The organism is Kitasatospora griseola (assembly GCF_014648555.1).
Taxonomy (GTDB): domain Bacteria; phylum Actinomycetota; class Actinomycetes; order Streptomycetales; family Streptomycetaceae; genus Kitasatospora; species Kitasatospora griseola.
This window is the reverse complement of sequence record NZ_BMRI01000024.1, coordinates 65,464-84,595: the sequence shown is the minus strand read 5'-3', so window position 1 is coordinate 84,595 and position 19,132 is coordinate 65,464. Positions and strand designations below refer to the sequence as shown.

The following is a 19,132-nucleotide window of genomic DNA, read 5'->3' as shown; positions in this document are numbered from 1 at the left end:
GTGGAGCAGCTCGGTAGCTCGCTGGGCTCATAACCCAGAGGTCGCAGGTTCAAATCCTGTCCCCGCTACTCAGTAGCAACGAAGGGCCCGGAGGCATCGCCTCCGGGTCCTTCGTCGTGCCGCCGGAGATTCTTGGCGAATAAATCCGTTGCCCGCTTCGGCGGGGGTGCCTACGCTGGCGGCACACTGAAAGGAGGTGATCCTGAGTTGAGTTCTTTCAGGATGCGTGAGGTGGCTGCTCGCTAGAGCCGCCCCTGCCTGTGCAGTGGTGAGGCCGTTCGGCCTCCGGCTCAGGCTAATTCCCAGCAGTCACCCGGCCCGTGGGCTCACCGGTACATCCCCGGTGCCTCGATCGCCGTCCCCGTCCAGCGGGGCCCGGCCCGAGGAAGCAGCCCACGGGCCGTCTGCGTTCTCCGGGGGCATTTCAGGGGCGCTTCGGCGGGAAGCCGTGACGGCGGGCCAGGGCGGCGACGGCGAGGACGGGCAGCAGCAGGGCGAGGGCGAACCAGGGGAAGGCGCCGGGGCCGGCCAGGTCGAGCAGGAGTCCGCCGACGGCGCCGCCGAGGCCCATCGCGGTGTTCCAGGTGGCGACCAGCAGGGTCTGGGCGCGGTCGCCGCCCGCGTCGGCGGCGGCGGTCTGGAACAGCGGGGGGACGGCGCCCCAGCCGAGGCCCCAGAGTGCGGCGGCGAGCAGCACCAGGGGTGCGGCGGGTGCGGGCAGCAGCAGGAGTCCGAGGGCGGCGAGGACGGCGGCGGTGGCGGCGAGCGTGAGGTGGCGCAGCCGCCGGTCGACCAGGGCGCCGGTGACGGCGAGTCCGGCGACCGAGGCGATGCCGAGGACCAGCAGCACCAGGTCGCGGCGGTCGGTCAGGCCGTAGTGGTCGAGCAGCGCGGCGATGTAGGTGTAGAGCACGTTGTGGGCGAGGACGAACGCAGCAACCACGAACAGCACGGGTCGGACGCCGGGCAGCCGCAGCACGCCGAGGAGGGGTTCGGCGCGGCCGGAGCGCCGGCCGGGGGCGTCGGGGACGGCGGCGGCGATCCACACCAGCAGGGCGGCGGCCAGGACGGCGACCAGTCCGAAGGTGGGCCGCCAGCCGATCAGCCGGCCGGACCAGGTGCCGAGCGGGATGCCGAGGGAGAGTGCGAGCGGGACGCCGATGCCGGTGACGGCGATCGCCCGGCCGTGCAGTTGTGGTGGCGTCAACCGGCGGGCGTAGCCGACGAGTTCGGCCCAGATCGCGGCGACGGCGACGCCGCCGGCGATCCGGGCGGCCATGGTCAGCGGGTAGGACGGGGAGAGTGCGGTGACGGCGTTGGCGACCAGCAGGACGGCGACGGCGGCGAGCACCAGGCGCTTGCGGTTCCAGCGGGCGGTGGCCCGGGCGAGCGGGATCGCGGAGAGTCCGGTGGCGAGGGCGTAGCCGGTGAGCGACTGGCCCATCGCGGATTCGCCGACCCGTAGGTCGTGGGCCATCTCGGGGAGGACGCCGGCGGGCAGTGCCTCGGTGACGATGCCCAGGAAGGCGGCGGTGGCGAGGGCCAGCAGGGGGGACCAGCGCAGGCCAGGACTGCTGGTCACGGGCGTGGCAGGGGAAGGCAGTTCGGTGCGGGTCGCGGTCATGCCGCTATCCTCGAACCCTCACATCGATGTGAAGGTCAAGTCCTTCCGGCGGACGGGAGAAGCGGATGCGGATCGGTGAACTGGCGGACCGGGCGGGGGCCTCGCCCCGGCTGCTGCGCTACTACGAGGAGCAGGGCCTGCTGAAGCCGGAGCGTTCGGCGAACGGCTACCGGGAGTACGACGACGCGCTGGTGGAGCGCGTCCGGCAGATCCGTTCGCTGCTGGACTCGGGCCTGTCCACCCGCACCATCCGGGAGGTGCTGCCCTGCCTGACGAGCGGCCAGTACCACGTCCGCGGCGCCACCCCGGAGACGCTGGCCGCGCTGGAGCACGAGCACCGGCAGCTGACCGCCCGGGTGGAGTGCCTGTCCCGCAGCCGGGACGCGGTGGGCGCCTACCTGCACGCGGTGCGCTCGTTGCGGGACGCTCCCGCGCCGGCCGAGGCCTGCTGACGGGCCCTCATCGGGGCGGGCGCAGCAGCAGGACGCGGCGGGCGGGGGCGGTGGTCAGCACGCGGCTGGCGATCCCGTGGTGGCGGAGCGCCGCGCGGAGTTCGGTGAGGTGCGGGCAGCGGCTGCCGGTGTGGTCGTGGAGCGGGAAGATCCGGACCTCGCCGTCGGGGGCGGTGACCCGGGCGAGTTCGCGCAGGGCCCGGAACTGGTCGGCGGGGGTGAACAGCGCCGGGTAGGCGAAGACCAGGTAGGAGCTGAGGGTGAGGGCGAAGCTGCCGTCGGCGAACGGGAGTCGGGGCAGCGCGGCGGCCGGGTAGTGCCCGGGGTGGGCGGCGGCGTCGGCCACGAACAGGCGGCGGGCCCGGTCCCAGCTGCGCAGGTACTTGTCGGGGCGGCACCGGCCGTGCCGGCCGCGGGGAAGGTGGTGGGCGGGGTCGCGGCGGATGGCGCCGGCCATGGTGTCGCGGCTGGCGGCGGCGAGTTCGGCGAGGCGGCGCGGGCCGAGCGCGTAGCCGGGGTCGACTGCAACCACCTCGCAGCCGAGCGCGCGGGCCTCGGCGGCGAACGCGGCGGCCCCGCCGGGGCAGTCCAGCAGCGGGCCGGGCAGGCGGCTCAGGTCGGCGCGGGTGAGGCCGAAGTAGCCGCAGTACTCGTCGAGCGGCCGGGAGCTGACCAGCACGGGCGGGGCGGCCGGCCCGCGCCGGTGTGCGGGGCGGGTGCTGCTGACCGGGCACATCGGCGGTCCTCCGGACGTCCGACGGGCCCGGGGTGCGGCCCGGGCCCGTGGTCATCCGACCACGGGCCCGGCGGTGCCGCATGTTCAGCGGCCGGCCAGCAGGGCGCGGGCGGCGAGGCGGTTGGCGCCGTTGAGGGCGTGGACCAGCTGCGGGGTGAGCAGGATGAACACCACGCCGAGCAGGGAGACGCCGGCGATCTGGAAGGGCGAGACGAGCTCGTAGACGTGGTGGACGCCGTCCGAGCTCGTCCATTCCGCGACCCGGTAGCCGTTCCAGTCGGTGTAGCGGCCGAACACCCACTGGTAGGCGGGGAACAGCAGCAGCGCCCAGCCGACGGTGAAGAAGACCAGGGAGAGCGTGAAGCTGATGATCGCCCAGGGGAACATGACGAACTGGTAGAACGCGCCCTTCCAGCCCACCGCGTCGCCGAGCCGGGCGGTGACCGCGCCCCAGGCGCCCTCCCGGCCGGGCGCCACCTCGCGCGGGTCGGGCAGGTCGAGGTCGAGCAGGGTGCGGATCCGGAAGCGCTCGACGGCGCCGAAGCCACGGCCGGCGATCGTCAGCAGGGCGAGCACCGGCAGGCCGAGCATGGTGACGAAGAGGCCTGCGCCGGTGCTGAACAGCGCGACGACGAGGAAGAAGCCGAGCACGGCGACGGGCAGGCCGCTGAGCGCGAAGCCGAGCTCCCGGAAGGCGGCCCGGGAGAACGGGGCGCGCCAGAACCCGGGCCGGGTGGGGTGGTTGCCGGTGGTGGCACGGTACGCAGCGGTGGACATCCGCGGTCCTTCGGTGGTCGGGGTCGGCGCCGCCGGTCGGCGGCGCCGGGCACCCTTCAAAGGTGCCGCACCGGGCCCGGTCGCCGGTATGAGGCCTGCTGCCGAGTTCGGGGTGGGGTTATCCCCCGGCTCCAGGGGTGGCCAGGGCCCGCCATTCGGGGGCGAGCAGCGAGTACTGGAGGGCGTCGTGCCAGCTGCCGCCCCAGTGGGACTCGGCGCGGATCCGGCCCTCGTACCGGAAGCCCGCCCTGACCAGCACCCGGGCGGCGGCCGGGTTGGCCGGGTCGGTGCGGGCGAACAGCCGGTGCAGGCCGAGGGTGTCGAAGCCGAGCGCGCACAGCAGCGCGGTGATCTCCCCGGCGTGGCCGCGGCCCCAGGTGTCGGGGCGCAGCACGCAGCCGAGCTGGGCGGCGTGCTCGCCCTCGCGGGTGAGGGCGGCCTGGCCGATCGGTTCGCCCGCGGCGTCGTCGACGGCCAGCCGGTAGTGCTGCCGGGGTTCCGCTTCGGCCTCGTCGAGGTAGAGCTCGATCTGGTCGGCGCACTCCTCGAAGTCGGCGGCGTCGAACGGGAGATGGCGGACGGTCCGGGGGTCGCCGTGGACGGCGTGCAGCGCGGCGACTTCCTCGGGGGTGTGGCGGTACTCCCGCAGGGTGAGCCGGGGGCCGGTCAGCCGGACGGTTTCCATGGCGCCCGACCCTACCGGGCGGCCCCGCGCGGACCGGCTACCGTACCTGGGTGGACGACGAAGACCTGCACCTGCTCCCCCGTACCCGAGCCGCCGACCTGCTGGAGTGGGCCGCCGAGGAGGGTTTGGAGGCGGTGCCCGAGCCCGCGGTGCGAACCGTCCTGACGCTGCTGGAGCTGGGTGGCGCCCGGATGCACGACGGTTTCCCGGAGCTGACCTCGCCGGTGCTGGAGCACCTGCTGTACGAGCAGCTGCACCTGTACGTCCAGCCGGACGGCGACGCCCGGGCGTACCCGGCGGCGGTGCGGCTGCTGATCGAGTGGCAGCGGGCCGCGCGGCGGCTGAACGCCAAGCGGCTGGCGAAGCTGCGCGAGGAGACCGACTGGCAGGGCGAGGTGCTGGTGGACTCGCTGCTGCTCCGGTCCGACCTGCTGACCTGGCCCCGGCTGTACACCCTGCTGCTGCGCGCGGACGGCGTGCCGGTGGAGGACCTCGACCGGGTGCGGGACTGGCTGGAGGAGTTCCGGGCGCTGGACGTCGAGGACCGCTTCGCCGCGTACGGGCGGGTGCCCGGCGTGGAGCCGGACGGCGGCTGGGGCCCGGAGCGGGCGCTGCTGGTCGGGGTGTCCACGGACGGCGCGCGCCGGCTGCTGGAGCAGGGCCTGATGCGGCGCAGCTACCGCAACCTGGCGGAGCTGACCGCCCGGGGCCTGCCGATGCCGGACGAACTCGCCGGGGAGTTCGAGGAGTTCGAGGAGGCGGTGGCGCAGGCCGCGATCGACCTGTGCGGCGAGTGGACGGTGCCGGGGCTGGCCCGGCTGCTGCTGGAGGAGTTCCCGGAGCTGGCCCCCGAGGTGTACTGAGGGTTCCGGTCCGTCGGGTCCGCCGCTCGGAGGACCCGGGGATCGTCCTGATGATCCATCAGCCGTGGCCGTCCGGACGATCCGCGGGGCGGGGCCGCCGGGCCAGGGTGGGGCCATGGACATCGTGACTCCCGCCGGCGCCGCCGCGGCCGGCCTGCGCCCGTCGTTCCGGCGGGTCGCCGCCCTGGCCGCCGCGTTCTGGTCGGCCGGCTTCGCCCTGGTGCACCTGTACTGGCTGCTGGGCGGCCGGGCCGGGCTGCCGGGCGGCCTGTCGGTGCTGGACAACACGCCGCTGCTGGTGATCGACGTCGTCGCGATACCGCTGTGCGCGGCGGCCGCGGCCCTGGCCCTGGCGCTGGTGCGGCCGTGGGGCGGGCGGCTGCCGGCCCGCGGGCTGCTGTGGGCCGCGCGGGGCACGGCGGTGGTGCTGATCGTGCACGCCGCGCCGTCCGTGCCGGACTGGGCGGCGCTGGCGGCCGGTCACCGCTCGGTGGCGGAGCCGGCCGCGACGGCCCGCTTCGCGACGCTGCTGTACGAGCCGTTCTTCCTGGCCGGCGGGCTGCTGTTCGGGTGCGCGGTGTTCGGCCGCCGACTCCTGCCGGGAGACGGCGGCCGTCGGTGAGCGCGGGAGTTACGGCTGCAGGCCGAGCTGCTGGAGCCAGGGCAGCGGGTCGACCGGGGCGCCGCCGCCGGGGCGGACCTCCAGGTGCAGGTGCGGGCCGGTGACGTTGCCGGTGGCGCCGACCGCGCCGAGCACGGTGCCGGGGGCGACCGGGCCGGAGGCGGTGACGATCCGGGAGAGGTGGCAGTACCAGAGTTCGGTGCCGTCGGGGAGGGTCTGGATGACCCGGTAGCCGTAGGGGCCGGACCAGCCCGCCGAGGTGACGGCGCCTGCGGCGACGGCGGCGACGGGGGTGCCGGTGCGGGCGGCGAAGTCCAGGCCGGTGTGCAGGTGCGCCCAGTGCGAGCCGGCCTGGGCGAAGTGCGCGGTCAGCTGGTAGCCGGCCACCGGCAGGGTGTGCGCGTCCCGTTCGGCCTCGGCCTGCTGGGCGGCGCGCTTGGCCTCGGCGTCCTGGGCGGCGGTGAGCCGGGCGGATTCGTCGGCGGAGGTGCGCTGGCCGTCGGCCTGCTGCTGGATGCGGGCGGCGAGGGCGAGGCCGGGGTCGGCGGCGAGCAGTCCGTCGGAGACCTCGTCGGCGGCGGTGACGGGCACCGGGGCGGCGGCCTGCGCGGGGGCGGCGGCGAGCCCGGTGGCGCTGAGCGCGGCGGTCATCGCGGTGACGCCCAGCAGGGGCGCGCCGGCGCGGGACTGGCGGGGCAGCCGGTGCCGGGCGGCTTCCGGCTCGACCGGGTGGTCGAGCAGCTGGGTGCCGGTGCTCTCGGTGTAGGTCGACGCCACGGGGGCGTGCTCCTTCCTTCCCTGCCGCCGACCGGGTTAGCTGACGGGTTCGGAGGTGGAAGGTCTCCTACGGTCGGGCCCAGGGCCGTCCCGATTCACCCCGGTGGAACGTGGTTCCCCGGCTCCTGGGACGCCCCGAAGGGTGTGCCCAAGTGGATTAGGCGTGGCGCACGGTGCCGCATGGTTACGGCGTTGCCGACCGCGCTGCGTTATCAAACGTTAATCCTATGGACCCCATGATTCCAAGCTCCTCCCGGGAGACGGTGAAGATTTCCTGACGCCCTATGGGCGATTCATGACGATTCACCAGGCCGTACCTGACGGATGGTGACCGCACGGTTGAGTATCCGTACTCACGCCCCGCCCCCGGGCCGGCGCGACCCTGTTGCCATGACCGCAACCGTGCCGCACCGGACCACCGCCGCCTACTTCCTGCAGGCCGCCGCCTCCTTCGCGCTGGCCGCCATCGCCCTCACCATCGGGATCGCCTACCTGCCGGTGAGCGCCTGGATGCGCGCGTTCCTCGCCGTCGGCGTGCTGTACGTGATCACTTCCGCGTTCACGCTGGCCAAGGTGGTCCGGGACCGCCAGGAGGAAGGCGCGATCACCAGCCGGGTGGACCAGGCCCGGCTGGAGAAGCTGCTCGCCGAGCACGACCCGTTCAAGGTGGAGAACATCTGACCACCCGGCCGACCGCCCCCGCTTGACGGCTAAGGCTATTAGCCTTAGCTTTATGGCTATCGGCAGTCGGCCGGGCCTCCAGCGCCCGGCGCACCGCACCCGCCCGCCCAGGAGGCCCACCATGAACAGCACCCTCGGCACCACCCGGTACCTCGACGTCACCGGCGGCCGGATCGCCTACGACGACACCGCCGGCGAGGGCGTCCCGGTGGTCCTGCTGCCCGGCATGCTCGACAAGCGCGCCGCCTACCGGCACCTCGTCCCGCTGCTGACCGCCGCCGGGCACCGGGTGGTCACCATGGACCTGCGCGGCCTCGGCGAGTCCTCCACCGGCTTCACCGACCACTCCCCCGCCGCGATCGCCGAGGACCTGGTCGCCCTGCTCGACCACCTCGACCTGCGCGGCGCCGTCCTGGCCGGCAGCTCGTACACCGGCGCCACGGTGGTCCGCGCGGCCGCACTCGCCCCCGGGCGCACCGCCGGGGTGGTGCTGATCGACGCCTTCATCGAGAACCTCCCGCTGAACGGCTTCCAGAAGGCGATGTTCGGGCTGGCCGCCCCGCTGGTGTCCGCCTTCCCGGGCCTGTGGAGCGCGCTGCAGAAGTTCTACTACCCGACCGAGCGACCCGCCGACTTCGACGCCTACCGGGCCGGCCTCGCCGAGATGCTGCGCGAGCCCGCCCGCAAGGCCGCGCTGCGCGGCTACCTCAAGGGCGACTCCGCGCCGGTCGGCTGGTGCGAGGCCGTCGAGGTCCCCGCGCTGGTGCTGATGGGCAGCAAGGACCCCGACTTCCCGGACCCCGGGCTGATCGCCGACCGGCAGGCCGCCGCGCTGCGCGGCCGTAAGGTGATGATCGAGAACGCCGGCCACTACCCGATGGCCAGCCACCCGCAGGCGGTCGCCGACGCCCTGCTCCCCTTCCTGAACGAGGTCGCCCGCTGATGGCCCGCGCCGGACTCTCCCCCACCGCGGTGGTGGACCACGCCCTCGACCTGATCGACGCCCAGGGCGCCGAGACGCTCACCCTGGCCGCCGTCGCCGCCAGGGCCGGGGTCGCCACCCCCTCGCTGTACAAGCACGTCGCCGGGGGCCTGCCCGAACTGCGCCGCCTGGTCGCCGTCCGCACCCTCGACGACCTCACCGACCACCTGGCCGCCGCCGTCCTCGGCCACTCCCGCGACGAGGCGGTCGCCGCGCTGCTCACCGCGTACGCCGGGTACGCCACCGGGTTCCCGCGGCGCTACGCCGCACTGCCGCAGGCCCCCGACCCCGACCCGGAGCTCACCGCGGCCGGCGAGCGGCTGGTGAACGTGCTGTTCGCCGTCCTGCGCGGGTACGGCCTGGAGGGGTCCGAGGCGGTGCACGCCGCGCGCACGCTGCGTGCCGTGGCCCACGGGTACGCCTCGTTGACCACGGCGGGGGCGTTCCAGCTCGCCGAGGGCCTGGACGTGACGCTGGAGCGGCTGATCGGAGTCGTGGTCGACGGCCTCGCCGACTGGCCGGGCGGGCGGACGGCGTGACCTGAGGGGGGTCGGGCGCGTTCTACCCGGTATGAAGAAGCGCAGCCTGCTCGCCTTTGCCTCGCTCGCCGTCGGCGTGGTCGCCTCGCTCACCGCGCCCAGCGCGGCGCACGCCTCCCACGAGCACGCGGGCGGCACCACCCCGCACACCGACACCCTCTCCGCCCCGGACCGGCCGCTCGCCGAGAACGTCCAGGAGGACGGCACACCCGCCTGACCGCAGCCCACCTGCGCACACGCCCCCCGCGCGCGCCCCTCCACACCTTTTCGCAACCGGTCCACCACCGTTCTGTCACCACCGGTGCGTAACACTGTCCTTCGGTCGGGAAGTCATACCGCGTAGAGAACTTCCACGGTGTGACCGACAAGCACGGAGGACAGCGCAATGTCGCAGGCGACTCAGCACACCCGCACGGGACTGATCCCCGCCCCGCGGACCGCCCCGGACGGGTCGGCGCCCGTCGCGCGGGCCGTCGAGCCCCGGCCGGAGCGGTGGGGGGCGGTGCTGGCCCGCTGCTCCGCGGTGGCCCGGGGGCTGCGCTCGCTGCGGCCGGTGGCGGCGAAGGAGCAGCCGTCGTACGGCGAGGTCGACGGCCAGTAGTCGTCGCCCGTCGAACATGACGGAGCGTGAACGTCGGCCGGTCACCGGCACGTTGCCTTCCGGCCGTCGACCGGCCGATTTTCGGACATCTGGCCCTGCCGGTTCTGTCCGATATTGGCGCGCTCTGAACAGCAATGCTTCGATCAGTTCATACGGAAGTAGGAAGTCCACCCTAGAATTCGCGCGTGACGACCACTCAATGGTGCTTGGCAGCAGCCGCATTGCTCGCTCTTCTCGCTCTCGCGGCCACCGCTCGGTCCCGCGCCGTCACCCGAACCCTGCGCGGCCGGCTGGCCGACGCCGAGGACGAACTCGCCGCCGCCCGTGACCGGCTGGCCGCCGAGCTGGCAGACCGTCAGGCCGGTGCCGAATCGGTTCTGCGCGAGCAGGAGATGAACGCGGCCACCCACCGCGCCTTTCTCAGCGTGGCCCGCCGCATCCTGGTGATGGCGCACGACCAGCAGGCCGGTCTGGACGAGATGGAGCGCACCCACGACGACCCGGTGCTGCTCGAAGGCCTGCTGCGCGCCGACCACGCGGCCGCCCAGCAGGCCCGGCTCGCCCAGACCCTGGCGGTGCTCTGCGGCTCCCGCGCGGGCCGGCACTGGCCGGAGCCGGTCTCGCTGGAGGACGTGGTGCGCGGCGCCCAGTCGCGCATCCTGCCGTTCCAGCGGGTGGTCGTGCACAGCCGGGTCGACACCGCCGTCCTCGGCGCCGCCGCGGAGGCGCTGATCCACGCGGTGGCCGAACTGCTCGACAACGCCACCCGCTACTCGCCGCCCAGCTCGCAGGTCTACGTCACGCTGATGCCGGTCCACAACGGCGCGGTGATCGAGATCGACGACTGCGGCGTCGGCATGACCGAGGTGACGGTCGCCAAGGCGGGCGCCGCGCTGTCCGGCGGCGGCTCGCTGGAGGTGTCCCGGATCGGCGAGGTCCCGCAGCTGGGCCTGGCCGCGGTGGGCCGGCTCGCCGAGCAGTACGGCTTCCGGGTCACCATCAACTCCGCGCCCTCGCCGTACGGCGGTGTGCGGGTGGTCGTGCTGCTGCCGTCCGCCCTGCTCACCGACCCGCTGTCGGTGCCCGTGAGCCTCCCGCGCACCGAGCCGACGCCGGCCGCGGCCGCCGCGGTCTCCCGTCCGGCCGTCGTCGCCGCGGACCCCGGCCGACCGTCCGTTCCCACGCAGGGCGGCACCCTGCCGCGGCGGGTCAATCGCCGCAGCAGCGCCCCGCAGCAGACCGAGTCCCGGGCCGAGGAGCAGCCCGCGCCACCGCCGCGCTGTGCGCGCGAGGCGCAGACGTTCATGTCGCTGTTCCAGGCCGGGACCGCCAGCGGCCGTTCGGCCGCCCAGCAGGACCGGCGGTCCGACCAGGACCGCCACGACGAATTCCCCGCTTCCCCCCAACTTCCCCGGCGCGCAGGAGAATCCCATGACCGCAACCCCTGATCTCGGCTGGCTGCTGACCGACATCGTCGCCGTTCCAGAGGTCCAGCACGCCGTCGTGGTGTCCAACGACGGCCTGGAGATGGGCCGCAGCCCGAAGATCGGCCGGGACGACGCCGAGCGGCTGGCCGCCGCCTGCTCCGGACTGCAGTCGCTGTCCCGGGGCGTGGCGCAGGGCTTCGGCGACGGCCCGACCCGGCAGATCATCATCGAGTTCGGCGGCGGATACCTGTTCGTGGTCGCCGCCGGCGCCGGGACCCACCTGGCGGTGCTGGCCACCGAGGCCGTGGACGCGGGCCTGGTGGCCTACCAGATGCAGACGCTGGTCGAACGGATCGGCAGCCACCTGACCGCGGCACCGCGGCAGGAGCACGCCACCGCCGGGGACGTGCGGTGAGGCGGGGGCCGGTTCGGCCTTACGTGATCACCGGCGGCCGCAGTCGGGCCAGCCGGAACGTGCTGGAGTTCGAGAGCCTGGTGCGGACCGTGCCGGGGGCCGCGGTCGACCGTACGGCCTTGAACCGCGAACAGCAGGCGATCCTCGGGCTCTGCCGGGAACTGCTGTCGATAGCCGAGGTGGCCGCCCACCTCGGCCTGCCGATCAGTGTGCTGAAGGTGCTGGTCGGCGATCTCTTGGACCTCGGGGCCGTGCAGGTCCTGCCGCCGGTGCGGCAGGCCGAGCAGGTCCCGCTCGCACTGCTCGAGGAGGTGCTGGTTGGCCTCCGTCAACTCCGTTGAGCCGACCTATCTGCCGTCCACCGTCCAGGGGGCGGTCAAGATCCTGGTCACCGGCCCGTTCGGGGTCGGCAAGACCACGCTGGTCGGTGCGCTGAGCGAGATCGCTCCGCTGCGCACCGAGGAGACCATGACCGCGGCCGGCGCCGGGGTGGACGACCTGACGGGCCGTCCGCAGAAGACCACCACCACGGTGGCGCTGGACTTCGGGCGGATCACCCTCAACCAGCACCTGGCGCTGTACCTGTTCGGCACGCCCGGCCAGCAGCGGTTCTGGCCGCTGTGGGAGGACCTGTCGCGCGGCGCGCTGGGTGCGATCGCGCTGGTGGACTCCCGGCGGATCGAGGAGTCCTTCGACATCCTCGGCCTGCTGGAGGAGCACCGCATCCCGTTCGCGGTGGCGGTCAACGTCTTCCCCGACACCCCCGTCTACCCGGACGATGAACTGCGGGCCGCCCTCGACCTGCTGCCCGACGTCCCGATCCTGGCCTGCGACGTCCGCGACCAGGACGCCGCGCACCAGCTGCTGGTCGACTTCGTCGACCACCTGCGGGCCGCCGCCGAGGAGCTCTCATGACCGTCCCCGACCACCGGGCGGCCACCGGCTGCCCGTACACCGTCTCCCAGGGCTCCGCGCTCTACGGGGCGGCGGTCGCCGAGAACCCGCACAGCCTGTACGCCCGGCTGCGCGCGCAGCACGGCCCGGTCGCGCCGATCGAGCTGGAGCCCGGTGTCGAGGCCTGGCTGGTCCTCGGCTACCAGGAGCTGCTCGAACTGACCCGCAACGAGCAGCTGTTCTCCAAGGACTCGCGGCGCTGGCGGGTGCAGCGGGAGGGCCGGCTGCGGGTCGACTCGCACCTGATCCCGATGACCATGTGGCGCCCCACCCTGCAGAGCATGGACGGCGCCGCCCACCACCGGCTGTCCACCGCGATCGCCGACACGCTGGCGAAGATCGACCACCAGCAGCTGCGCGAGACCACCGAGGAGGCCGCGCTCGCGCTGATCGAGAGCTGGGGCCCCGACGGCACCGCCGACCTGGTCACCCAGTTCACCCGGCGGCTCCCGCTGCTGGTGTTCACCCGGCTGCTCGGCCTGCCCCCGGAGGACGGTCCGCGCCTGGTCGGGCTGATCACCGCCCTGGTCGACAGCAGCAAGGACTCGCAGCGCGCCGCCGCCGAGTTCTTCGGCCTGCTGATGGACCTGGTGGTCAGCCGTCGCACGCAGCCCGGCGCCGACCTGGTGTCCTGGCTGCTGGCCCACCCGGCCGGGCTCAGCGACGAGGAGATGGTGCACAACCTGATGGTGATGCTGGTGGCCGGCAACGAGCCGTCCATCAACTGGATCGGCAACGCCGTCCGGCTGCTGCTCACCGACCGCCGCTTCCGCACCACCCTGACCGGCGGCCGGGCGACCGTCGCGGACGCCCTCGACGAGGTGCTGTGGCGCGACCCGCCGGTGCAGAACTTCCCCGGCCGGTGGGCGGTCTCCGACACCATCCTGGGCGGCCAGTACATCAGCGCCGGCGACATGCTGGTGCTCGGCCTGGCCGGCGCCAACGACGACCCGTCCGCGCACGGGCCGGACGGCATCGCCGGCAACCGGGCGCACCTGGCCTGGGGCGCGGGACGGCACGTCTGCCCCGCGCAGGACCCGGCCCGGCTGATCGTCGAGACCGCGATCGAGACCCTGCTGCACTGTCTGCCGGACCTCCAGCTCGCCATCCCCGCACACGAGTTGACGTGGCGTCCGTCGCCCTGGTCGCGCGCCCTGGTCAGCCTGCCGGTGCTGTACAGCGCCTTCGTCCCGCCCCGCCCCGCCACGCCCGAGAGGACCGCATGGACACCGCAGACCAGCTCCAGCCCGTCAGACTCGACCCCGTCGGGGCCGACCAGCACGCCGAGAACGAGCGGCTCCGCGCCAACGGACCGGCCACGCTGGTGGAGCTACCTGGTGGAGTGGTGGTCTGGGCGATAACCCACCACGACACCCTCCAGGAGCTGCTCGCGGACCCCCGGGTCGGCAAGGACGCCAAGCACTGGAACCTGTACCGGGAAGGCCGGCTGCCCGAGGGCTGGCCGCTGATGACCTTCATCACCGTCCCCGGCATGACCACCTCCGACGGCGCCGACCACCGCCGCCTGCGCGGCCTGGTCTCGCAGGCGCTCACCCCGCGCCGGATCGCCGAACTGGCCCCCGCCATCGAGCAGCGGGTGGCCCGCCTGCTGGACGGCGTCGCCGACCTCGAAGGCGACTTCGACCTGCGCACCCACTTCGCCTACCCGCTGCCCATGCAGGTGATCGGCGAACTCCTCGGCCTGGCCGAGGAGCAGCAGGGCCTGCTGCACGAACTCTCCAACACCCTGGTCAGCTCCTCCGCCACCCCCGGCGCCGGCGCGGCCGCCGCCCGCAATCTGGCCGGACTGCTCGCCCAGGTCGCCGCCGCGAAGCGGGCCGAGCCCGCGAACGACCTGACCACCGCGCTGATCGCCGCCCGCGAGGAGCAGGACCGCCTCAGCGAGGCCGAACTCATCGGCATCCTCATGCAGTTGGTGGTGGCAGGCCACGAGACCACCCTCAACCTGATCTGCAACGCGGTGCGCGCCCTGCTCGCCAACCCCGACCAGCTGGCGCTCGTCCTCGACGGCACCGTCTCCTGGTCCGCGGTGGTCGAGGAGACGCTCCGCTACGACGGCCCGGTCGGCCAGTTCCCGATGCGCTACGCGCTGGAGGACATCCAGGTCGGCGACGTGCTGATCCGCCGCGGCGAGGCGATGCTCGCCTCGTACGCCGCCGCGGGCCGCGACGACCGCCACTACGAGGACCCGAACCGCTTCGACCTGACCCGGGAGAACAACCGGCACCTGGCGCTCGGGCACGGGCCGCACTTCTGCATCGGCTCCTCGCTGGCCCGGCTGGAGGCCGAGACGGCGCTGCGCGAGCTGTTCGCCCGCCACCCCGGCCTGCGGATGGCCGACGACGCGGACCCGCGGCCGATCGCCTCCTTCGTCAGCAACAGCGTCAGCACCCTGCTGGTGCGCACCTCCTGACGTTCCCTCTGGGCCGTCCTCGCCGGGTCACCGCACGTGACCGGGCGGGGGCGGCCCTCGTTCTACCAGCCATGAACAAGCTCACCGCGCTCGTCGCCCTCTCCCTCTCCGGCCTCGCCCTCGGCGCGACCCCGGCCCACGCCGACGCTCCGATCATTCAGGTCAGCGGCCTCGACGAGGTCCACGGCATGGACAACGGCTACCTCGACGGCATGCCCCCCGCCACCGAGCTCTGCCACCGCGACCTCGCGAACTACCCGATCGTGGGCGAGACGGTCGACCGCACGACGGGGGTGTGCGAGGCGCTCGGCAAGACACTGGACCGGCGGTAGGCGCAGGCGGGCGCGGGAGCAGGGGGCTCCACGCGCCCCTGTTTTCGCGCCCGCCTGCGTTCCATGCCCGTTTTCACCCGATATGTTCGGCTCGTCCGAAACTTCTCGTGGCATGAGGTGATCCCGTGGGCAGCGTGGCCGACCAGATGGTGGAAGTGCTTCAGCAGGCGGGGGTCGAGCGGGTCTACGGGGTGGTGGGCGACAGTCTGAATCCGGTGGTGGACGCGATTCGGCGGGCCGAGGGGATTTCCTGGGTGCACGTCAGGAACGAGGAGGCGGGGGCGTTCGCGGCGGCGGCCGAGGCCGAGCTGACGGGGCGCCTGGCGGTCTGTGCGGGGAGTTGCGGGCCGGGCAACACGCATCTGATCCAGGGCCTGTACGACGCGCACCGCAGTGGCGTTCCGGTGCTGGCGCTGGCGTCGCACATTCCGTCCGCGCAGATCGGGACGGGGTTCTTCCAGGAGACGCATCCGGAGCGGGTGTTCACCGACTGCAGCGGTTGGTGCGAGTTGCTGTCGAGCCCGGCGCAGCTGCCGCGGCTGTTGCGGGTGGGCATCCAGCACGCGTTGGGGGCGCGCGGTGTCGCGGTGCTGGCGTTCCCGGGCGATGTCGCGGCGCTGGCGGCTCCGGCGCCGACCGGGCACAGCACGTTCCTGACCGAGCAGGCCGTGGCGGCGCCGCCGTGGTCGCAGGTGCAGGCGCTCGCCGAGGCGTTGAACGCGGCGCGGACGGTGGCGGTGTTCGCGGGCGCGGGGGTGCGGGGCGCGCACGAGGAGCTGATGAAGCTCGCCGGGACGCTGCAGGCGCCGATCGGGCACTCGTTGCGGGGCAAGGAGTGGGTGCAGTTCGACAACCCGTACGACGTCGGGATGAGCGGGCTGCTCGGCTACGGGGCGTGCCACGAGGCTTTGCACGAGGCCGAGTTGGTGCTGCTGCTGGGCACCGACTTCCCGTACGACTCGTTCCTGCCGCAGGCCCGCACCGTGCAGGTGGACCACGACGCGACCCGGCTGGGCCGGCGTACCGCGCTGGAGCTGGCGGTGCACGGGGACGTGGCGGCGACCTTGCGGGCGGTGCTGCCGCTGTTGGAGCAGAAGACCGACCGGTCGTTCCTGGACGGTCTGCTGACCCGGCACTGCCGGGCGCTGGAGACGGTGGTCGGGGCGTACACGTCGGGGATCGAGAAGCACCGGCCGATCCACCCGGAGTACGTGGCATCGGTGCTGGACGAGGTGGCCGCCGACGACGCGGTGTTCACCGTGGACACCGGCATGTGCAACGTCTGGGCGGCCCGCTACCTGACCCCGAACGGGCGGCGGCGGGTGATCGGTTCGTTCCTGCACGGCTCGATGGCGAACGCGCTGCCGCATGCGATCGGCGCCCAACTGGCGTTCCCCGGGCGGCAGGTGGTGTCGATGTCGGGCGACGGCGGGCTGGGCATGCTGCTGGGTGAGCTGCTGACGGTGGCCAAGCACCGGCTGCCGGTGAAGACCGTGGTGTTCAACAACGGGGCGCTCGGCATGATCAAGCTGGAGATGCTGGTCTCCGGCTACCCGGAGTTCGAGATCGACAACGGCGACGTGGACTACGCGGCGATCGCCCGGGCCTGCGGCATCCCGGCGAAGCGGGTGACCGACCCGGCGAAGGTCCGCGAGGTGCTGGCGGACGCGCTGGAGCGCCCAGGTCCGGCCCTGGTGGACGTGGTCACCGATCCGAACGCGCTGTCCATCCCGCCGCGCATCACCGCCGCCCAGCTCAAGGGCTTCGCGCTGGCCGCCGGGCGGACGGTGCTGGCCGGCGGCGTCGGCCGGATGATCGACCTGGCCCGTTCCAATCTGCGCAACGTGCCCCGTCCCTGACCTGTCATTGACGGTCGGATAAGGGCGAGGAGACTGGAAACCGAAGGGGGATCCACCCGATTTGCCTGTGGGGCAAAGATGTTGCCTATGAGGCACGGAGGGTGTGGACTGGAGTCATGACAGACAGTCCACTCGGCGACGACCAGGAAGTCGCGGGCCTCGGCGCGCGGCTCCGGGAACAGCGGGTCTCCAGCCGGCTCACGCTGGAGACGGCGGCGGCCCGGGTCGGCCTGTCGCCAGCCTACTTGTCGCGCCTGGAGACCGGGCGGCGCCAGCCTTCGCTGCCGGTGCTGCTCGGCCTCGCCCGGGCGTACGGGACCAGCGTGTCCGGGCTGCTCGGCGAGCAGGTGGCCGAGCCCGATCCGGTGATCCGCGGCGGTGTGGTCGAACCCGGCCGGGCCGGCGGCTGGGGGTACCGGCGCGCCGGTGCTCCGGGCCGGGCCATGCAGGCCCTGCGGGTGCACGTCCCGCCGGGCACCCAGGACTCGGTGGTGCGGGTGCACCCCGGCGAGGAGTGGCTGTACGTCACCAAGGGCCGGATGAAGCTCACCCTGGGCGACCGGGTGCACCTGCTCGCCGAGGGCGACTCGGCGCACTTCGACTCGCTGACCCCGCACGTCATCGCGGCGGACTCCGAGGCCGGAGTCGACCTGATCTTCGTCCACACCCTGCTGCAGAGCCCCGCCGGCGACCTGTGCCTCGGCGACGCCCCCCGCCTGTAGCCCCCGAACCCGTCCGCCACCACCGTCAGGAGACCGCCATGGCCGACACCAAGCCCGCCGTTCCGCAGTACAAGGAGACCGTCGACGCGGGCTACCGCGCCTCCAACCGGGTGTGGATCCGGGTCTGGATCTACATCGTGTCGGGCCACGGCTTCGTGGGCTTCCTGTTCCTGCTGTTCTACGTCGGCCGCCACGGCAAGTGACCGACCGTCAGGGGCCGAGCACGGCGCACAGCGCGTCCAGGGCGGCCTCGAAGGCGTGGTCGGGCGGCGTGCCGTAGCCGATCACCAGCGCCGGGGGCCGCTCCGGCGGCCGGTCCGCCGCGTCCACCCGGCTCCACCCCAGGGTGTGCACCCGCAGGCCCGCCCGCAGCGCCCGGGCCTGGCACTCCTCCTCGCCCGGGGACCCCTCGGGCAGTTCCAGGACGGCGTGCAGGCCCGCGCTGATCCCCGTCACCCGCACCCGCGGGGCACGCTCGGCGAGCACCTCGACCAGCCGGTCGCGGCGGCGCCGCAGCAGGTGGCGGCTGCGGCGGATGTGCCGGTCGTAGCCGCCGGACTCGATCAGCTCCGCCAGCGTCAGCTGCTCCAGGGCGCCGCTCTGCCCGTCCGCCAGCTGCTTGTGCCGCGCCACCGGCTCCACCAGCGCGGCCGGCAGCGCCAGCCAGGCCAGTCGCACGCCCGGCGCCAGCGACTTGGACGCGGTGCCCGCGTACACCACCCGCTCCGGGTCCAGCGCCTGCATCGCCCCGATCGCGTGCCGGTCGTAGCGGAACTCGCCGTCGTAGTCGTCCTCCAGCAGGTACCCGCCGACCTGCCGCGCCCAGTGCACCGCCTCCGTCCGCCGACCCGCCCGCAGCACCGCCCCGGTCGGGAACTGGTGCGCCGGCGTCAGCAGCGCCAACCCGGCGTCCGTGCCGCCCAGTCGACTCGTCACCGCGCCGCCCTCGTCCAACCGCAGCGGGCGCAGCGCCAGCCCCTGCGCGGCCAGCACCGCGTGCTGCGGGGGCAGCCCGTACGCCTCCACCGCGACCGCCCCCAGGCCCTGCTCGCGCAGCGCCGCGCACACCAGGCCGAGACCCTGCTGCACGCCCGAGCAGATCAGCAGCCGCTCCGGGTCGGTGCGCACCCCCCGCGCCCGGGCCAGGTAGCCGGCGAGCGCCCGGCGCAGCTCGATCCGGCCGCGCGGGTCGCCGTACCCGAACGCGTCGTGCGGGGCGGTCGCCAGGGCCCGGCGGGCCGCCGCGAGCCACGCGCCGCGCGGGAACCCGCTCAGGTCGGGCGAGCCCGGCTTCAGGTCGTACCGCACCGCGACGGGCTGCCGCAGGCCCGGCGGCGGAGCGGACGGCGCCGGCTGCGGGCCGCGCTCGGCGACCACCGTGCCCGACCCCTGACGGGACATCAGCCAGCCCTCGGCGACCAGCTGGGTGTACGCCTCGGCGACGGTGTTGCGGGCGATCCCGAGATCGGTCGCCAGCGCCCGGGAGGACGGCAGCCGGGTGCCCGGCGCGAGCCGTCCGTCGCGCACGGCCGTCCGCAGCGCGTCCTCCAGCGCGGCGCGCAGGCCGAGACCGCGGGCGCGGCCGGCGGTCAGGTCGAGGTGCAGGTCACCACCGAAAGTGGCCCAGGAACTCATCCCTCAAATGAACCA

Annotated in this window: 24 protein-coding genes and 1 riboswitch; of the genes, 18 read left to right on the top strand and 6 right to left on the bottom strand. The window is 73.8% G+C overall.

Annotated elements, in window-relative coordinates:
* Positions 1-424: 424 nt before the first annotated feature.
* The gene (locus tag IEZ12_RS25870; RefSeq protein ID WP_189275157.1) at positions 425-1,624 is read right to left on the bottom strand and encodes an MFS transporter; all 1,200 of its coding nucleotides are present in this window, start codon (positions 1,622-1,624) and stop codon (positions 425-427) included.
* A gap of 65 nt (positions 1,625-1,689) precedes the next feature.
* On the opposite strand from IEZ12_RS25870, the gene IEZ12_RS25865 reads away from it, so the two are divergent.
* Entirely contained in the window at positions 1,690-2,076 is a 387-nt protein-coding gene (locus IEZ12_RS25865) for a MerR family transcriptional regulator (RefSeq protein WP_189275155.1), read from the top strand.
* A 7-nt stretch (positions 2,077-2,083) separates the two neighbouring features.
* Here the strand turns inward: IEZ12_RS25865 and IEZ12_RS25860 are convergent, their stop codons facing one another.
* From IEZ12_RS25860 to IEZ12_RS25850, 3 genes are all read right to left on the bottom strand, one after another.
* Positions 2,084-2,812: a class I SAM-dependent methyltransferase gene (locus IEZ12_RS25860; RefSeq protein ID WP_189275153.1), complete on the bottom strand. Its 729-nt coding sequence runs from the start codon at positions 2,810-2,812 to the stop codon at positions 2,084-2,086.
* 84 nt (positions 2,813-2,896) lie between these two features.
* On the bottom strand, positions 2,897-3,589 hold the full coding sequence (locus tag IEZ12_RS25855; protein ID WP_189275151.1) for a sensor domain-containing protein: 693 nt from the start codon (positions 3,587-3,589) through the stop codon (positions 2,897-2,899).
* A 118-nt stretch (positions 3,590-3,707) separates the two neighbouring features.
* Entirely contained in the window at positions 3,708-4,274 is a 567-nt protein-coding gene (locus IEZ12_RS25850; RefSeq protein WP_189275149.1) for a GNAT family N-acetyltransferase, read from the bottom strand.
* A 50-nt stretch (positions 4,275-4,324) separates the two neighbouring features.
* Here IEZ12_RS25850 and IEZ12_RS25845 point away from each other — a divergent pair, with 50 nt between their 5' ends.
* On the top strand, positions 4,325-5,137 hold the full coding sequence (locus IEZ12_RS25845; protein WP_189275147.1) for a hypothetical protein: 813 nt from the start codon (positions 4,325-4,327) through the stop codon (positions 5,135-5,137).
* A 115-nt stretch (positions 5,138-5,252) separates the two neighbouring features.
* Positions 5,253-5,759, top strand: a complete 507-nt coding sequence (locus tag IEZ12_RS25840; RefSeq protein ID WP_189275145.1) for a DUF3995 domain-containing protein — start codon at positions 5,253-5,255, stop codon at positions 5,757-5,759.
* Positions 5,760-5,768: 9 nt separating this feature from the next.
* On the opposite strand, the gene IEZ12_RS25835 is transcribed toward IEZ12_RS25840, so the two are convergent.
* Positions 5,769-6,536 (bottom strand): M23 family metallopeptidase, encoded by a 768-nt coding sequence (locus tag IEZ12_RS25835; protein ID WP_229847990.1) that lies wholly within the window; start codon positions 6,534-6,536, stop codon positions 5,769-5,771.
* A gap of 10 nt (positions 6,537-6,546) precedes the next feature.
* Positions 6,547-6,710, bottom strand: a riboswitch (cyclic di-AMP (ydaO/yuaA leader).
* A 216-nt stretch (positions 6,711-6,926) separates the two neighbouring features.
* Between IEZ12_RS25835 and IEZ12_RS25830 the strand changes: the two genes are divergently transcribed.
* The 15 genes from IEZ12_RS25830 to IEZ12_RS25765 all read left to right on the top strand — a co-directional run bounded on the left by IEZ12_RS25830 (position 6,927) and on the right by IEZ12_RS25765 (position 17,685).
* On the top strand, positions 6,927-7,217 hold the full coding sequence (locus IEZ12_RS25830; protein WP_100588934.1) for a YiaA/YiaB family inner membrane protein: 291 nt from the start codon (positions 6,927-6,929) through the stop codon (positions 7,215-7,217).
* A gap of 121 nt (positions 7,218-7,338) precedes the next feature.
* Positions 7,339-8,160, top strand: coding sequence for an alpha/beta fold hydrolase (locus tag IEZ12_RS25825; RefSeq protein ID WP_189275143.1), 822 nt, complete (start codon positions 7,339-7,341; stop codon positions 8,158-8,160).
* Complete coding sequence (locus IEZ12_RS25820) at positions 8,160-8,738, top strand: TetR/AcrR family transcriptional regulator (RefSeq protein WP_189275141.1); 579 nt, start codon at positions 8,160-8,162, stop codon at positions 8,736-8,738. The genes IEZ12_RS25825 and IEZ12_RS25820 overlap by 1 nt, the downstream gene beginning before the upstream one ends.
* 31 nt (positions 8,739-8,769) lie before the next feature.
* A complete protein-coding gene (locus IEZ12_RS25815; protein WP_043915533.1) occupies positions 8,770-8,955 on the top strand; it encodes a hypothetical protein in 186 nt (61 codons plus the stop codon).
* A gap of 168 nt (positions 8,956-9,123) precedes the next feature.
* Complete coding sequence (locus IEZ12_RS25810; RefSeq protein WP_043915532.1) at positions 9,124-9,339, top strand: hypothetical protein; 216 nt, start codon at positions 9,124-9,126, stop codon at positions 9,337-9,339.
* Between the two features lie 185 nt (positions 9,340-9,524).
* The gene (locus IEZ12_RS25805; protein ID WP_189275139.1) at positions 9,525-10,787 is read left to right on the top strand and encodes a sensor histidine kinase; all 1,263 of its coding nucleotides are present in this window, start codon (positions 9,525-9,527) and stop codon (positions 10,785-10,787) included.
* Positions 10,771-11,181 carry a roadblock/LC7 domain-containing protein gene (locus IEZ12_RS25800; RefSeq protein ID WP_043915531.1) on the top strand — a complete coding sequence of 137 codons (411 nt, stop codon included), beginning with the start codon at positions 10,771-10,773 and terminating at the stop codon, positions 11,179-11,181. Before IEZ12_RS25805 ends, IEZ12_RS25800 begins: the two co-directional genes overlap by 17 nt.
* Before the next feature lie 23 nt (positions 11,182-11,204).
* The gene (locus IEZ12_RS25795; protein WP_229847988.1) at positions 11,205-11,522 is read left to right on the top strand and encodes a DUF742 domain-containing protein; all 318 of its coding nucleotides are present in this window, start codon (positions 11,205-11,207) and stop codon (positions 11,520-11,522) included.
* The gene (locus IEZ12_RS25790; RefSeq protein WP_189275137.1) at positions 11,500-12,096 is read left to right on the top strand and encodes a GTP-binding protein; all 597 of its coding nucleotides are present in this window, start codon (positions 11,500-11,502) and stop codon (positions 12,094-12,096) included. Before IEZ12_RS25795 ends, IEZ12_RS25790 begins: the two co-directional genes overlap by 23 nt.
* Positions 12,093-13,496 (top strand): cytochrome P450, encoded by a 1,404-nt coding sequence (locus IEZ12_RS39110; RefSeq protein WP_229847987.1) that lies wholly within the window; start codon positions 12,093-12,095, stop codon positions 13,494-13,496. The genes IEZ12_RS25790 and IEZ12_RS39110 overlap by 4 nt, the downstream gene beginning before the upstream one ends.
* On the top strand, positions 13,481-14,569 hold the full coding sequence (locus tag IEZ12_RS25785) for a cytochrome P450 family protein (RefSeq protein WP_229847985.1): 1,089 nt from the start codon (positions 13,481-13,483) through the stop codon (positions 14,567-14,569). The genes IEZ12_RS39110 and IEZ12_RS25785 overlap by 16 nt, the downstream gene beginning before the upstream one ends.
* A gap of 71 nt (positions 14,570-14,640) precedes the next feature.
* On the top strand, positions 14,641-14,901 hold the full coding sequence (locus IEZ12_RS25780; protein WP_189275134.1) for a hypothetical protein: 261 nt from the start codon (positions 14,641-14,643) through the stop codon (positions 14,899-14,901).
* A gap of 146 nt (positions 14,902-15,047) precedes the next feature.
* A complete protein-coding gene (locus IEZ12_RS25775; RefSeq protein WP_189275183.1) occupies positions 15,048-16,760 on the top strand; it encodes a pyruvate dehydrogenase in 1,713 nt (570 codons plus the stop codon).
* 116 nt (positions 16,761-16,876) lie between these two features.
* On the top strand, positions 16,877-17,482 hold the full coding sequence (locus IEZ12_RS25770; RefSeq protein WP_100588942.1) for a helix-turn-helix domain-containing protein: 606 nt from the start codon (positions 16,877-16,879) through the stop codon (positions 17,480-17,482).
* Positions 17,483-17,520: 38 nt separating this feature from the next.
* The gene (locus IEZ12_RS25765) at positions 17,521-17,685 is read left to right on the top strand and encodes a DUF6126 family protein (protein WP_157815763.1); all 165 of its coding nucleotides are present in this window, start codon (positions 17,521-17,523) and stop codon (positions 17,683-17,685) included.
* A gap of 7 nt (positions 17,686-17,692) precedes the next feature.
* Here IEZ12_RS25765 and pdxR read toward each other — a convergent pair whose 3' ends face one another.
* The gene (gene pdxR / locus IEZ12_RS25760) at positions 17,693-19,117 is read right to left on the bottom strand and encodes a MocR-like pyridoxine biosynthesis transcription factor PdxR (RefSeq protein WP_189275132.1); all 1,425 of its coding nucleotides are present in this window, start codon (positions 19,115-19,117) and stop codon (positions 17,693-17,695) included.
* Positions 19,118-19,132 lie beyond the last annotated feature (15 nt).

Bases quoted from the DNA above. Each gene is read 5' to 3' on its own strand.
- IEZ12_RS25870 (WP_189275157.1), bottom strand. From the start codon at position 1,624: ATGACCGCGACCCGCACCGAACTGCCTTCCCCTGCCACGCCCGTGACC.
- IEZ12_RS25865 (WP_189275155.1), top strand. From the start codon at position 1,690: ATGCGGATCGGTGAACTGGCGGACCGGGCGGGGGCCTCGCCCCGGCTG.
- IEZ12_RS25860 (WP_189275153.1), bottom strand. From the start codon at position 2,812: ATGTGCCCGGTCAGCAGCACCCGCCCCGCACACCGGCGCGGGCCGGCC.
- IEZ12_RS25855 (WP_189275151.1), bottom strand. From the start codon at position 3,589: ATGTCCACCGCTGCGTACCGTGCCACCACCGGCAACCACCCCACCCGG.
- IEZ12_RS25850 (WP_189275149.1), bottom strand. From the start codon at position 4,274: ATGGAAACCGTCCGGCTGACCGGCCCCCGGCTCACCCTGCGGGAGTAC.
- IEZ12_RS25840 (WP_189275145.1), top strand. From the start codon at position 5,253: ATGGACATCGTGACTCCCGCCGGCGCCGCCGCGGCCGGCCTGCGCCCG.
- IEZ12_RS25830 (WP_100588934.1), top strand. From the start codon at position 6,927: ATGACCGCAACCGTGCCGCACCGGACCACCGCCGCCTACTTCCTGCAG.
- IEZ12_RS25825 (WP_189275143.1), top strand. From the start codon at position 7,339: ATGAACAGCACCCTCGGCACCACCCGGTACCTCGACGTCACCGGCGGC.
- IEZ12_RS25820 (WP_189275141.1), top strand. From the start codon at position 8,160: ATGGCCCGCGCCGGACTCTCCCCCACCGCGGTGGTGGACCACGCCCTC.
- IEZ12_RS25815 (WP_043915533.1), top strand. From the start codon at position 8,770: ATGAAGAAGCGCAGCCTGCTCGCCTTTGCCTCGCTCGCCGTCGGCGTG.
- IEZ12_RS25810 (WP_043915532.1), top strand. From the start codon at position 9,124: ATGTCGCAGGCGACTCAGCACACCCGCACGGGACTGATCCCCGCCCCG.
- IEZ12_RS25800 (WP_043915531.1), top strand. From the start codon at position 10,771: ATGACCGCAACCCCTGATCTCGGCTGGCTGCTGACCGACATCGTCGCC.
- IEZ12_RS39110 (WP_229847987.1), top strand. From the start codon at position 12,093: ATGACCGTCCCCGACCACCGGGCGGCCACCGGCTGCCCGTACACCGTC.
- IEZ12_RS25780 (WP_189275134.1), top strand. From the start codon at position 14,641: ATGAACAAGCTCACCGCGCTCGTCGCCCTCTCCCTCTCCGGCCTCGCC.
- IEZ12_RS25775 (WP_189275183.1), top strand. From the start codon at position 15,048: ATGGTGGAAGTGCTTCAGCAGGCGGGGGTCGAGCGGGTCTACGGGGTG.
- IEZ12_RS25770 (WP_100588942.1), top strand. From the start codon at position 16,877: ATGACAGACAGTCCACTCGGCGACGACCAGGAAGTCGCGGGCCTCGGC.
- IEZ12_RS25765 (WP_157815763.1), top strand. From the start codon at position 17,521: ATGGCCGACACCAAGCCCGCCGTTCCGCAGTACAAGGAGACCGTCGAC.
- pdxR (WP_189275132.1), bottom strand. From the start codon at position 19,117: ATGAGTTCCTGGGCCACTTTCGGTGGTGACCTGCACCTCGACCTGACC.